Annotated in this window: 8 protein-coding genes and 4 pseudogenes; 2 read left to right on the top strand and 10 right to left on the bottom strand. The window is 61.7% G+C overall.

Going from position 1 to position 13342, the window contains the following annotated elements; translation table 11 throughout:
* Positions 1–357: 357 nt before the first annotated feature.
* The 4 genes and pseudogenes from IVB18_RS51780 to IVB18_RS42095 all read right to left on the bottom strand — a co-directional run bounded on the left by IVB18_RS51780 (position 358) and on the right by IVB18_RS42095 (position 2618).
* A complete protein-coding gene (locus IVB18_RS51780; RefSeq protein WP_256477138.1) occupies positions 358–486 on the bottom strand; it encodes a hypothetical protein in 129 nt (42 codons plus the stop codon).
* 81 nt (positions 487–567) lie between these two features.
* Positions 568–717 (bottom strand): annotated as a pseudogene (locus tag IVB18_RS42105) (transposase); the annotation flags it as partial.
* A gap of 134 nt (positions 718–851) precedes the next feature.
* Positions 852–1199 carry a transposase gene (locus IVB18_RS42100; protein WP_247986029.1) on the bottom strand — a complete coding sequence of 116 codons (348 nt, stop codon included), beginning with the start codon at positions 1197–1199 and terminating at the stop codon, positions 852–854.
* A 387-nt stretch (positions 1200–1586) separates the two neighbouring features.
* A complete protein-coding gene (locus tag IVB18_RS42095; protein WP_247986028.1) occupies positions 1587–2618 on the bottom strand; it encodes an IS110 family transposase in 1032 nt (343 codons plus the stop codon).
* A 1206-nt stretch (positions 2619–3824) separates the two neighbouring features.
* Between IVB18_RS42095 and IVB18_RS42090 the strand changes: the two are divergent.
* Positions 3825–5232: pseudogene (locus IVB18_RS42090) on the top strand (IS66 family transposase); the annotation flags it as partial.
* Positions 5233–5491: 259 nt separating this feature from the next.
* On the opposite strand, the pseudogene IVB18_RS42085 reads toward IVB18_RS42090, so the two are convergent.
* The 6 genes and pseudogenes from IVB18_RS42085 to IVB18_RS42060 all read right to left on the bottom strand — a co-directional run bounded on the left by IVB18_RS42085 (position 5492) and on the right by IVB18_RS42060 (position 11859).
* Positions 5492–6785 (bottom strand): annotated as a pseudogene (locus tag IVB18_RS42085) (IS5 family transposase).
* Positions 6786–7193: 408 nt separating this feature from the next.
* On the bottom strand, positions 7194–8420 hold the full coding sequence (locus IVB18_RS42080) for an IS91 family transposase (protein WP_247986027.1): 1227 nt from the start codon (positions 8418–8420) through the stop codon (positions 7194–7196).
* 20 nt (positions 8421–8440) lie between these two features.
* Positions 8441–8560 (bottom strand): annotated as a pseudogene (locus tag IVB18_RS42075) (integrase); the annotation flags it as partial.
* A 28-nt stretch (positions 8561–8588) separates the two neighbouring features.
* Positions 8589–10646 (bottom strand): recombinase family protein, encoded by a 2058-nt coding sequence (locus tag IVB18_RS42070; RefSeq protein WP_247986026.1) that lies wholly within the window; start codon positions 10644–10646, stop codon positions 8589–8591.
* The gene (locus IVB18_RS42065; protein ID WP_247531465.1) at positions 10627–10809 is read right to left on the bottom strand and encodes a hypothetical protein; all 183 of its coding nucleotides are present in this window, start codon (positions 10807–10809) and stop codon (positions 10627–10629) included. The genes IVB18_RS42070 and IVB18_RS42065 overlap by 20 nt, the downstream gene beginning before the upstream one ends.
* 267 nt (positions 10810–11076) lie before the next feature.
* A complete protein-coding gene (locus IVB18_RS42060) occupies positions 11077–11859 on the bottom strand; it encodes a site-specific integrase (protein WP_247986025.1) in 783 nt (260 codons plus the stop codon).
* 319 nt (positions 11860–12178) lie between these two features.
* Between IVB18_RS42060 and IVB18_RS42055 the strand changes: the two genes are divergently transcribed.
* The gene (locus IVB18_RS42055) at positions 12179–13324 is read left to right on the top strand and encodes an IS630 family transposase (RefSeq protein WP_247986024.1); all 1146 of its coding nucleotides are present in this window, start codon (positions 12179–12181) and stop codon (positions 13322–13324) included.
* Positions 13325–13342 lie beyond the last annotated feature (18 nt).

Genomic DNA, 13342 nt, shown 5'->3' with positions numbered 1-13342 from the left:
CTTTAATTGCGGGTTGTTGTCAAGCTGCCATTCTTTTCTCTCCAGTGGCACGGAGCGATTGCTCCGTCGAAGCTGGTCGGGTTGCGGAGACGGAGCGATCGCGGATGGCGAGACGATCGCCTAGGGGATTGAATAATCGATGTCGTTAGCGGCTTCGGCGTAATTGGGATTGATGTCGTAGCTGGGGTCATGGTCCTTTCCGAGGTCGCGAGCGCCTCATGATGATGTCCGGATCGAGCGCCTCAACGTTTGCAGCGGAGTGCCGCCACCAGCCGATTGACCGAGGTCGCTACGACCACCGTCCCAGCGGGACATCGCCAGTCCGGCGGGGCCGGACCAGGAGCTTGGAAAATAAGATTATGCCTCCGTCGCCTGCCCCCAGTCGAACGAGGTGCCGCCGACCCAGATGCAGTGCAGGATTACGGCGATCTTCCGGGCGACGGCTACCTTTGCCTTCCTCACGCCAATCCGCTTTGCGAGCTTCATGACCCAGGCCTTGAGGCAAGACCATTTCTTTGTTCGGTACAGCAGAACGGTTGCGGCCTCGAATAGGTAAGTTCGTAGAAGTCGATCGCACCAACGGGATATCTTGCCGTTGGTATCAGTTTCGCCAGATTGGTTACGTCGGGGCGTAAGCCCCAGATAGGCGCCAACTGTCGAGGCCGATCGGAAGCGCGAGGGATTATCGATCGTATGGCGGATAGTTAGGGCAGTCACGACGCCAACACCCGGGACCGTCACCAGACGGCGCGTCGTCTCGTCCCGTTTTGCCAACCGGCGGACTTGGTCATCGAAGTTATTCTGTTGCAGACAGACGTTCTCATGGATCGACAGGAGCGGCGCTATCACGCTTAGAGGAGCTGATGATCATCGCCCAAGAGCTCGTGGACCTGGTGGCGGAACTGCAGGCCGATTGCGCGAGGGAACAATAATCCATACTCCTTGATCAAGCTGCGAACCTGGTTCTCGATATCCCGGCGAATGGTCACGAGACGAAATCGCGCAACGAGTATCGCACGAATCTTCTGGCTTTCTTCGCTCTTGACCTTCACCTCCCGGTACCAACCGACCCGCACCAGTTCGGCGAGGCCTCGCGGGTCGTTTTGATCACTCTTGTTCATGCAAACCGATAAGGCTGCGTGCGCGTGCCGAGCGTCGATACAGACAACGGGAAGCCCTCTGCGAGACGTCCAGCCCAACGTATTGCTTCATCATAGTTGCTCCGAATCGTTTGATTGCGAGAGCTTGACAATAGCGAGAGTACCTCCCTCGCGAGCGTCGACCGCAATTACGTCATCGTTTGCAAATTTGGCTCTGACTCATATGTGGAACGGCCCGGGCTGCAAGATCTTTTTCTGGTTGAACAAGGGATGACGGTGCGGTCATATGTTCGGCCTGTGAACGCGGCGCCTGGCCGCTGGCCACGATGATATCCGCGGAAGCAATCGCCCAATCAATTTCTCGCGCTCGAAGCGCAGTGAGTCAGGCGGTCTGATTGCTACCGGGAATGACGTCATTCGGGGTTCATCCAGATTTGCACCTTGCCTCCTCGGCAGCTTTCTTCTTCCGCCGGAGAGCTCTTGAGATTAGGTTTTCAGCATTGCAGCCGGCGCCTGATAGATGCCGCCTCTGACCAGCAAGGCCCAGATCGTGCGCGCAATCTTATTGGCGAGCGCGACCGATACGACCTTGACCGGCCGTCTTTGCAGCATGGTCCGAATCCAGAGCGGGACTTTCAAGCCTCGTTTAGCAAGCTTGATGATAGAGGTCGCACCAACGATCAAGAGCGTCCGTAGTTGCCGATTTCCACGCTTTGATATCGCGCCGAGCCTTTCTTTCCCGCCGCTCGATTGTGCCCTCGGTGTTAGCCCCGTCCAAGCGGCAAAATCTCGTGCAGTCGCAAAATCGCGAGCATCCAAGACCGATGTTCGAACAGTAGCGGCGATGAGAGGGCCGACACCCGGAATGCTCATCAGACGCCTTGCATCGGGGTCCTTTCTGACGGCAACCAAAATCTCTCTGTCGAGCTTCTCTATGCAGGTTGTAAGCAGCTCAATCTGTTCAGGGAATAGGATCAGGGCAAAGCGGGCGGCGCCGGGGATCCTATTGTCTTTTTCGTCCCGGAGAAGCACCAGGAGTTTTGCAATGCTTGCCATGCCTGTGCCGGCGATAATGCCCAATTCGGCCATATGAGCCCGCAGGGCATTTGCAGTCTGGCTGCGCTGCCTCATCAGCATCTCTCGCGTTCGCAAAATCATGCTGGCTGCTTGTTGTTCGGCAGTCTTCACCGGTACGAATCGCATTGTCGGGCGGGTGACCGCCTCACAAATGGCTTCAGCATCCGCCACGTCGGTCTTGTTTCGTTTGACGTAAGGCTTCATGTAGGCTGGCGGCATCATGCGGACAGCGTGGCCCAGCGCCGCGATCTCGCGTGCCCAGTGATGGGCACTCGCACAGGCCTCCATACCTACTAAGCAAGCTGGAAGGCTCCGAAAGAAGGGCAGAACCTGCGATCGCCGCAATGTGCGACGAACCAAGACTTTCCCGTTTTCGGCGATGCCGTGAACTTGAAAGATCGACTTGGCCAAATCCAAACCCACCGTGATAATCTTCTCCATGGAACGGTCCTTCCTTTGTGGCGCCTCTCTGCGCGACCACGTTAGGCACTTTTGATGCCGGTTCGAAGGGCCGTTCCACACCATCACTTTTGATGCAGCTTGGAGGATCTCTTGCGCTTTGATTAGGGGAGAATCAGCGTCATGCAGCAGGCACTCCAGCGCTCCAATCTGGTGCCGAGTGGGTTCGTTGTAGAGAGTGCGTACTTCGAAGGTGATGAGGCCGTTATTGCGGTTCGGGCGTCGGGAAGCGTTGGTTTGTGTCCATGGTGCGGCACGGTCTCCCGACGTGTCCACAGCCGGTGTCGGCGACGCGCGACCGACCTGCCGCTCTCGTGGCGGATCGTCCAGCCCTGGTAATCGCCCGCCGCTTCCGCTGCGATGCCGTCCTATGCGGGCGCCAAATCGTCACTGAGCGCTTCGCCGAAGAGGTACTGGCGCCATCGGCGCGACTGACTGCAAGGCTGGACTCCATCGTCCATCACCTCGGTCTGGCGCTTGGTAGTCGACCGGCAGCAGGCTTGCAACGAGGCTAATGCTGCCGGTGAGCAAAGATACGCTTCTTCGGGCAGTTCGGCGCCGCAGCCGTCCCCCAGCTGACCCGCTCAGGGTTATTGGCATTGATGACTGGGCCTGGCGGCGCAATCATCGATACGCGAGCATCATCTGCAACCTGGAAAGGCGCCGGGTGGTCACCCCTGCTGCCAGATCGTGAGCCAGCGACCGCCCAAGCCTGGCTAGATGCGCCGAATACGCATCGTCATCGGTGCGACCACGATCGATCCTAAGCTGCTCACGGTCGCTGAGCGCCTCCACTATGAGGGCTATCTGCGTCGCGAGGAGACCAACGCGGCTATCCTGGCTCTGTCGAAGAAAGGCATACCAATTAAGCAGTCGTGCGTCAGACTGGCCATAGCAGGAAGCAGGTACGACAGGTGGTCCGCGGCGAACGTCACGACGTCTTCCAAATCAGGCAAAGTTCGTTGGATCTGCACTTGCCATGGCTCGACGATGAATGGGCGTCCGGCTGCCGCAATCGAGCTGAACTTTGGCGCCGCTTAACAGCGCGTGGCTTTCGAGGCTCGCACCGCGTCATCAGCGAGTGGGCGACCCGCAGGCGAAAAGCGGAAAAGACCGACGGGGAAACTCTTCAGCGGATTCCGCCGTCCAGGAGGATCGCACGTCTCATTACAATCGGGCGGGACTTGCTTACGACAGGGCTCCGAGCGCACGGCACGGCTGCTCGAGCAGCTGGATTTGGACCTCGAACAACTCCTCACCACGAGTGAGGATGAGCTTGCCCCCCAGGCCGCAACGGCGAAGACGCAGAACGTCCGCCCCTTACCGCAAGCGGCCGGTGCGCAAGCATGGCCGGATGACATCGAGCGCCAGCGCGTCGTCATTGAGGCTCCAACAACCTGCGCCTGCTGCGGTGAATCGCGGCTGGCGAAGATCGGTGAGGATGTGACAAAGATGCTGGAGGAGATCCCGCGCTGATTCAAGCTGATCGAGACGGTACGCGAGAAGTTCACCTGCCGCGATTGCGAGAAGATCAGCCAGCCGCGCACCGTTCCATGCAACGCCGCGCGGCTTCATCGGCCCACAATCGCTGGCAACGATCGTGTTCGACAAGTTCGGCATGCATATCCCGCTCAACTGCCAGAGTGCGCGATTCAAGCGCGAGGGGATCGACCTGCCGTTGTCGACGCTGGCCGACCAGTTCGGCCACGTGACCTTCGCCGTCATGCCGCTCTTCCACTCGATCGAACGCCATGTGCTCGCGGCCGAGCGCCTTCATGGCGATGACATCACTATCCGTAGCCTGGCGAAGGGCAGGTGCACGACCGTGCGGATCTGGACTTATGTGCGGGATGACCTTCGCCGGGCCTTTGCCGCCGGCGGCGGTCTATTACGCCCCGAGCGACCGATGAGGCGAGCATCCCCACAAGAATCTGGCCGCCTTCGCCGGTATCCTGCAAGCCGATTGCTATAACGGCTTCGAGCCGCTGTTCGACCCGCAGGGCAAGGTGCTGCCGATTACGCCGGCATTTTGCTTTGCCCATGCGCGGCGGGGCTTCTTCGAGCTGGCTGACATCGAGAAAAATGCTCGGAAGGTAAGAAGGGCAAACCGGTCTCTCCGATCGCGCTGGAGGCGGTCAGACGCCTCGATGCGTTGTTTGAGATTGAGCGCACTATCAACGGCCGCGGCGCCGACGAGCGGCGCGCCGTGCGCCAGGAAAAGAGCAAGCCGCTTCTCGAGGACATGCACGCCTGGTTGCTGCGTGAGCGCGAAAACCTCTCGCGCTCCTCCGAGGTCCTGAAGCCGATGAATTACATGCTCAGGCGCTGGGACGACTTCGCCCGCTTCCTCGACGATGGCAGGATCTGCTTGACCAACAATTGCGCTGAGCGCGCATTGAGAGGCATCGCCTTGGGAAGGCGCAACTGGACCTTCGCCGGCAGCCAGCGTGGCGCCGACCGTGCCGCCATCATGCTGACGATGATCACGACCTGTCGCCTCAACGACGTCGATCCCAAGGCCTGGCTCGCCGACGTCCTCGCCCGTATCGCCGATCTTCCCGCATCGCGTCTGCACGAACTGCTGCCCTGGGAATGAAAGCTCCTGCGCCAAGCCGACAAGCCCGCCGATCAGCAGGCTGCCTGATCTTGACGCAACGCCATGATAGAGCTCGCCGCGCCCGCGCGCATGCGTCAATCAGGCGGTCTTCGTCGTGTGCGTACCACGCGTCGATTCGGTAAACGAGATCATATCAATGTCTCGATGCTCGCTCATGGCAGCACGCACGCCAGGGCCTAAACCGTTAACTAGTCGTCCGTTAAGAAGCCGAATTGAGTCGGGCTGGAGAGGCGAGCGTTCACCAAAGCAGTCCGCTCAAGAGTTCTCTGAGCGAAGCCAGGATGCGGCGGAAGTTGTGGCCCGCGGCTGAGAGGATGATGTTGGCGGCATCGCCACGCGACCTTTGAGGTAGCAGCGGCCGAGGTGGCCTTCAGCTTTCAAGTGTCCGATGATGGGCTCGATGGCGGAGCGACGGCGCAACTCGCACTTGATGCGCCGAAGACGCCACGCTTCTGGCCAGAGATGAACACGCGTCCCGGATTTTGCGCGTCATGGCCGCGATACCCCTCGTCGACATAGGCCCGCTCGATCGGACAGCCGGTGAGTGTCTCGGTGCGGTCAATGACTCCCGCAGCGTGTGCCCGTCATACGGATTGTCGGGCATTGCGCTGGCGTGCGGCACGAACAGGCCCCCGGGAGCGCGGCGGTTGTTGGTGACGATGGAGGCCTTCACCCCGAACTCGTAGGGCGCGGCAGCCTTGCCCTTGCCGATGCACTCCACCGCCGGGGCATGGAAGGAATAGAGCTTCCAGCCGCGCTGGCGCTGCTGCTGTGAGCGGATCTGCGTGGCTCGCCCGAGGGGAACTGCGAACGCCTCCTCCAGTGCTGGCTGCCCCTCGATCTTGCGGCGGATGTCGCGAATGATCGGGCCGAGCCGGCTGCTCAGGATACGTAATTGCCGCTGATGCCGCTTGAACTGTTTGGCATGGGCGTAGCGTGAAGCCATCATTGCCGCTGTCTTGGCAATGCGAAGATAGGACTGCCGCAGCTTGACCCCGTACTTCCTCGCCAGGCAGTTGAGCCCCTTGATCGCTGCATGCAAGAGCTTGGCATCGGTCGGAATGGTGATGGCCTTCGGCTGCACCGTGTGTAGACCGTGACGCGCTTGAGGTCGTGGCTGCGCAATGCGCCGGCCTCGTCGCCACCCGCAGGCTCTCGGCCAGCAGCAACTCCAGCCTGTCGCCAAGCCTCTTGCGCCAATGGCTCAGGTCCGAGCGCTCGTGCGGGAAGGTGTGCTGTAAGAACTCTTCGCCGGTGAAAGAACTGGAAGTACGGGTCGTGGACCCAGCGCTCGCACACCCCCATCGGACAGCCCGTAAATGTGCTTGAGCAGCAGCAGCCCAATCATGAAGCGGGTCTCGATCCCGGGCCGACTGTTCTCGCTGTAGAGCGGCGCGATCTCGCTGTCGATCCAGTCCCAATCGATCTTGCCGGCAAGCAGAACCAGCTCGTGCTTCATGTTGATGATCTGGTCCAGCCGCGCCTGGAACACGTCATTCGATCCCCGTCGTCTTGTGCTTCTTCGGCCGCATCGTCCCCTCCGATGCACCACAGAATCATGGTCCGCAGCGAGAGGGAATCTGGAGGGTTCTGTGAGGTCGCGCTCACGCGAGGGCGCAGCAAGCGCTTATCACGCGACCTCATTGAAGCTGGATTGAACGAAGGCGCGGGAGAATATGCACGGTGGTGCGGCTATGGGGATAGTTTGAGATCGCGGGTTGCTATCGGCAGACTGCGGAGCTGACGCGGCGACGTTTTGGTTGCGCAATGGCGGCAAGTTGAGACAGAGAGCATTTTACGGGCGATCGCGATCGATGGCCCGCTGCATCGAATAATTTCCATCGGGCTGTTTGGCCGCACGGATTCGGCAGCGTCTGCGATGATCGAGACAATGGGATCATAATGACGAATGATGATCTTCGTGCACGGTATAAGTTGGCTCACGATGTGTCGCACCGGACCGATTGGCTTGGAGCGCCGGAACGACTGAAGCTGTGTCGAAAGCCCTCGACGATGCGCATGACGCCACCACAATCAGGACAGGCGGGAACCTTGGCCCACGTCAGAGCGTCCGAATCCACAGGCGACGGCTCGCCATCGTTTGGCGCTGTCCGCTCACGATCGAGAAGTTTGCGGCAGAGGGCGAGTTTGGCAGCGCGGTGGCCGTTGGCCATGAAGCCGAAGTGGCGGATGCGATGGAAGCCATCGGGCAGCGTGTGAAGAAGGAAGCGGCGGATGAACTCGTCGGCCTTGAGCTTCATGATCTTTGTCGCGCCGTTCTGGCGGTAGTCCTTCCAGCTAAAGGCGACGTGATCCTCGTCGAGGGCTACGAGCCGGCTGTTGGCGATTGCAACGCGATGGGTATAGCGGCCGAGATAGGCCAGCACCTGCGCGGGGCCGGCGAACGGCCGTTTGGCGTAGACGACCCAGCTGATGCGCCGCATGGCGACGAGGTGAGCTGCGAAGGCGGCAGGCTTGGCCAGGGATGCGAGATCGCCGAAGAAGTTCAGGGTGCCGGCGTCGAAGGCGGCGGTCAGACGTTCGAAGAACAGGCATCTGAACAGCCGGGCGAGCGGTTTGACGGCCAGGAAGAAGTTTGGTCGGCTGGCGATCCAGCGCGCGCCATCGGGCGAGAGGCCGCCGCCCGGCACGACGCAGTGGACGTGGGGATGGTGCGTCAGCGCCTGCCCCCAGGTGTGGAGGACGGCGACGACGCCGATCCCGGCGCCGAGCCGGCGTGGATTGGCGGCGAGCCTCGACATTGCCTCGGGGGCGGCTTTGAACAGGATCGCATAAACGATGGCCTTGTTCTGAAAGGCGATCGCGGCGATCGGAGCCGGCAGTGTGAAGACGACGTGGAAATAGGGAACCGGCAGCAGGTCGGCTTCTCGCGCGGCGAGCCACGCGGCCCGGGCTGGCCCCTGACACTTCGGACAGTGCCGGTTGCGGCAGGAATTATAGGCGATGCGTGTCGTGCCGCAGTCGTCGCAAGCCTCCATGTGGCCGCCGAGCGCCTCGGTCCGGCACGCCACGATCGCGCTCATCACGCGCCGCTCGACCCGACTGAGATGACCGGCATGTACACGGCGATAGGTGTCGCCATGCCGGCGCAGAATATCGGCAATCTCGATGGCGGGCCTGTTGGAGCGGCTGTCGGGGCGGATCATCACCCGCATCCCGCCGCGGATCATCGAGGTGGCGTCACCTCCAGCGACAGGCGATCGAGCGGGCTCTGCGTCGCCCGGATCGTATCGGTGGCGACCTGCGTGTAGCGCGCTGTCGACGACAAATTGTTGTGCCCGAGTAGTCACGATTCATAATGCACCTCGGCTAACTCATTGAAAGTCAAGGACCCGCTGCGTGGTATTTTGTGTTAGCGGAGGCTTCCGACGCTTTCCCTTGGCGAAACCTGCCAAGTCCTCGGCCCTGATCACCCAAGGCGCGCCCGCGCAAGCTTGTCGGCCTTTGATGTCGCCGCGGCGGAGCATACGCAAGGCCGTCATGTTGCAGACGCCGATGAGTTTTGCTGCCGCTTCGAGCGTAATTTCGCCGCGCTCCGCCCACTCGCCGTCGCGGAAGACGGCGATGTCGTGGTGATTGCGGAAGCCGCACACGCGCTCTTGCGTCCAGGCATTGCCGTGCCCGGTCTCCACGCCAGCGCGATTGAGCAGGCGCGCGATCTGCCGATCGGGCATCAGCCGCGCCAGCTCACGCACGAGTGCGATCGTGTCGTCGGGGATGCGTGGATTGTGCCGGCCGGCCGCATTCAGTCGCTGTTTGACTTGCAGTTGGGTATGATCGCCGCCTTGCCAGTGCAGGACCGCATGGATGATTGCGCCGTCCCTGCGCACGACGATCTCCGTGAGTGCCGCGCGAAGGATACGCTTGCGCGTTGCGGCGGTTGCAGCGGGATGCAACCAGGCGCGCTCCAGATCAGCACCGAGCGCCACCAATTGCTGGCGCTCCGGCTCACCGAACGGCGGCGGACGGCGCGCAATCAGGGCGGCGATCTCTCCTTCAAGCTTTGCGACAGCCTGCAATGCCTCGTTCCAGCGGCGCTCCAGCTCGCCGGCGACCAGCCGGTTTGCCGGGTCGACGGCGTCGTACTGTCGGCGCGCGTGCGCGGCTTCGTAGCGCGCCTGCTGCAGCGACAGCTCCAGCTGGCGCTCGGCCGCGGTCGTCGTGCTCGATTGCGCCTTGATCGCTTTGAGTGCTGCCTCGGCGCCGAGCGGCTTCAGCACGCGCAGGACCTCGTTACTGATCGCTGCGTCGATGCTCAAGCCGCTGATCGAAATGCAGCGCGCGGCACCGTGGTTCGTACGCGCACCGTAGCAATTGTAGCGGCCGATCTTGCCGCTGTAGTGCACATGGAGCTTGCGGCCGCAGTGGCCGCATCGCAGCAGTCCGGGCAGCAGCAACTCGCCTTTACGAGCTGCTCCGCGAGCGAGTGCGCTGCTCATGCCGGTCGCATTGTTGGCGATCACCTCGAGGTTGTGCTCGAACTCGTCCCAGGTGATGTAGGCCGCGTGGTGATCCTTGATCAAGACATCCCATTCCGCCATGGGCTTTTGCACACCACGCCGGACATGCTTGCGTCCACCTTTGACACTCACACGGCTCGTCGTGCGCCCGAACGCGTAGGCACCTGCATAGATCGGATTGGTCAGGATGTTGTGCACGATGTTGTAGGCCGGCAGTCGCCACACGACGCCGTGCGCCTCTCCTTGGCGCGACTTGACCGGCAGCTCGATGCCCTCCTCTCTCAGCCAGATGTGCACCTGTCTAGCACTTTGCAGCTCGGCGAACTTGGTGAAGACCAGCTGCAGGGCGTCCTGCACGCGTTTGTCCGGATTCTTCTCTATGCGATCGCGACCGATCTTCACATAGCCGGCGGCGACACCGAGGACCAGCGCGCCGCGGCGCGCCTTCTGCTTCAGCGCTTCCTGCGAGCGGTGGCGGAACATCGAGAGTTCAAGCTCGCTCATCGTGCCCTTCATGCCAAGCAGCAGCCGATCGTTGGGATGGCGAGGATCGTAGATTCCGTCCTCGTCGACGATGAGCGTGCCGACCAATCCACAGAACTCGATCAGCGTATGCCAGTCGCGGCCATTACGGGCAAGACGCGACGCCTCGATCGCGAGCACAGCGCCGACACGGCCGTCGCAGATCGTTGCAAGCAGCCGCTCGAAGCCGGGACGCGCGATGCCGCCGCCGGACCGGCCGAGGTCGTCGTCGATGACTTCGACGTTGCTCCAGCCAAGCTGCTTGGCGCGATCGACGAGGCCGTATTGGCGCCGTCGGCTCTCATGATTATGCGCGAGCTGGTCTGCTGTCGATTGCCGGATGTAGACGCAGGCGTTGCGGGCGAGATGCTCAGTCGTGATTTTGGTCATCGCCGCTCCCCCCGCTTGCCGCCTTTGCCAGCGCCGCCGCGATCTCGCGCAGCAGCACCTCGATGACCATCGCGAGCTCGCTCTTTTGAGCTGCACGCAGTTCGACGCACGGTCGCTCGGCCTCGAACAGGCTTGGCTGGAAATTCTCGGATCGCTGCGTCATTCTCTAGTCGCTCCGTTTTTGATTCGGACGCCAGAAAGCCTAGAAGCGCATCGACCTCGTAGGGAGCGAAGAACATTCAGGGGAAAATGCGGCTCAACGCTGATCTCGAATCGGGACGCAGCCTCGTCAGTCATCCACGCCGGAAGGCAGGCAAAGGTGCCGTCAAGTTGGTGAACAACGAGAAACGCGGCGCCACCTCGCTCAAGCCGCCGCCTGACACCTACCGTCTCCCCGAAGCGAGGATGAAATCGGTAAGTGATGCGTGCTTCAGCCTGTTGTTCGCGGGCAGTATGTCGCCCTTCCGAGCAAGACCTGGATGATCCGGATATCGGTTCCGTTCTCGAGAAGATGCGTCGCGAAGCTGTGGCGCAGCGTGTGGAGCGTGACGCGCTTGGTCAGGCCCGCAGCCTTCACCGCCGACCGACAGGCGGCGTGCAACACGGTCTGATCGATCGGATGATCTTCGTCACGACCAGGGAACAGATAAAGCCGCGGCCGGGCGAGCCGCCAGTAGGTGCGCAGGATGCCCAGCAGCTGGGGCGACAGCATCACGTTGCGATCCTTCGCGCCCTTGCCGTGGCGCACCTGGATGACGCCGCGGGCGCTGTCGATGTCTTCGATCCGCAGTCCCGCGACTTCGGAGGCCCTGAGTCCGGCCGCATAGGCCGTGGTGAGCGCGGCGCGGCTCTTCAGGCTGGACACGGCCTCGAGGAACTGAACCACTTCGTCGGCGCTGAGCACGACCGGCAGCTTGCGCGGTTCTCGCGCATAGGGAATGCGCTCCGGGATGAGCGCCTCGCCGAGCGTGACGCCGTAGACAAACCGTACCGCACAGACGATCTGGTTCAGCGCCGGCCATGAGATGCCGGTCGAGACCAGATGCACCTGGAAGGCGCGGACGTCTTCCAGCTCCAACCGGTCAGGCGATCGGCCAAAATAGCGGCTGAACTTCGAAACCGCGCTGATGTAGGATCGTTGCGTCGCCGGCGACAGATTGCGGACGGTCATGTCTTCCATCATGCGGCGGCGAAGAGGGCTCAAATCGGCCATCTCGATACTCCTGTCTGAGGGGGGTCCAACACCCACATCCTCTCAGCCAGGAGGCGATCTACGCCACCTTGCCCCTCACGCCGCGGCAGCGGCTTCGTTCAATCCACAGAGCGAATTTGCAGGGTTTGGCGGCCTCAAGCTCCAAATCCCTGCAATCTCAAACGGCCCCGAATCCGAAAAACAGACTCCCGCTCAATCGCGTAGCGCCTTGTTCACGGACGACTAACTAGACGACCGATTCCATGAAATCGGCAGTGATGGAACGGATGATTTGTTGCGGGATTCCTCGTTTGTGTTTGGCTGAACGAGGAGTGGCGTCATGGCGAAGTGGCGGCAAGCGGTCGAGTTGGCGCTGACCGATGAGGAGGCTGAAGTGTTGACGGCTCTTTCGCGGTCGAGAACGGAACCGGCGAGCCGGGTGTCGCGGGCAGCGATGCTGCTCGCCTACCTCGAACAGCCATCGTTCTTTGCCGTGGGACAACGGCTTCGCGTGCACCATCAGACGGTCCAACGCTGCGTCGAGCGAGCCGTGGCGTACGGCGCACTGGCGGCACTCGACGACCGACCGCGGCCGGGCAGGGAGCCGGTGATCACGCCTGAGGCCAAGGCCTGGTTGGTGTCTTTGGCGTGCGACAAGGCCAAGGAGCACGGCTATCCACACGAGCTGTGGACGACGCGGCTTTTGGCCCGTCATGCGCGCGAGCACGGACCGGCGGCGGGGCACGAATGTCTCGCCCGTCTGGTTCAAGGCACGGTGTGCAAGCTTCTCGGCCAAGAGGCAATCAAGCCGCACAAGGTGCGCTACTATCTTGAAAATCGCGACGCCGCGTTCGAACAGAAGATGGCGGAGGTTCTGTGCGTCTATCGTGAAGTCGATGTCCTGAAAAAAGCCCCTGCCAGATCCAAGGAGCGGGGAAAACCGGTGGCGATCGTCTCTTGCGACGAGAAGCCGGGAATTCAGGCCATCGCGACCACGGCGCCGGATTTGCCGCCTGAGCCCGGCATCCACGCCACCTTTGCGCGGGATCATGAGTACAAACGCCATGGCACGCTCAGCCTGTTGGCCGGGATCGATCTGCTCACCGGAAAGGTCCACGCGCTCGTCAGAGATCGCCACCGCAGCCGCGAGTTCATCGAATTCCTCAAGCTTCTCGATGCCGCCTATCCGGCCAGCACCGCGATCAAGCTGATCCTCGACAATCATTCGGCACACATCTCGAGGGAAACCAGAGCCTGGCTCGACACCCGACCGGCAGGCCGCTTCGACTTTACGTTCACGCCAAAGCACGGCTCCTGGCTCAACCTCATCGAGGGCTTCTTCTCCAAGTTTGCCCGCTCTGTCCTGCGTCACATCCGAGTGACATCAAAGCACGAACTCAAGGAACGCATCATGGCCGGCATCGACGACGTCAATCGCCATCCCGTCATCCACACCTGGTCTTATAAGCTTGCCGACGCAGCCTGATATGATTCGAACCATGGA

This window comes from Bradyrhizobium sp. 186, assembly GCF_023101685.1.
Classification (GTDB): domain Bacteria; phylum Pseudomonadota; class Alphaproteobacteria; order Rhizobiales; family Xanthobacteraceae; genus Bradyrhizobium.
The sequence above is the reverse complement of the archived record's forward strand: the minus strand, read 5'-3'. Positions and strand labels throughout refer to the sequence as shown.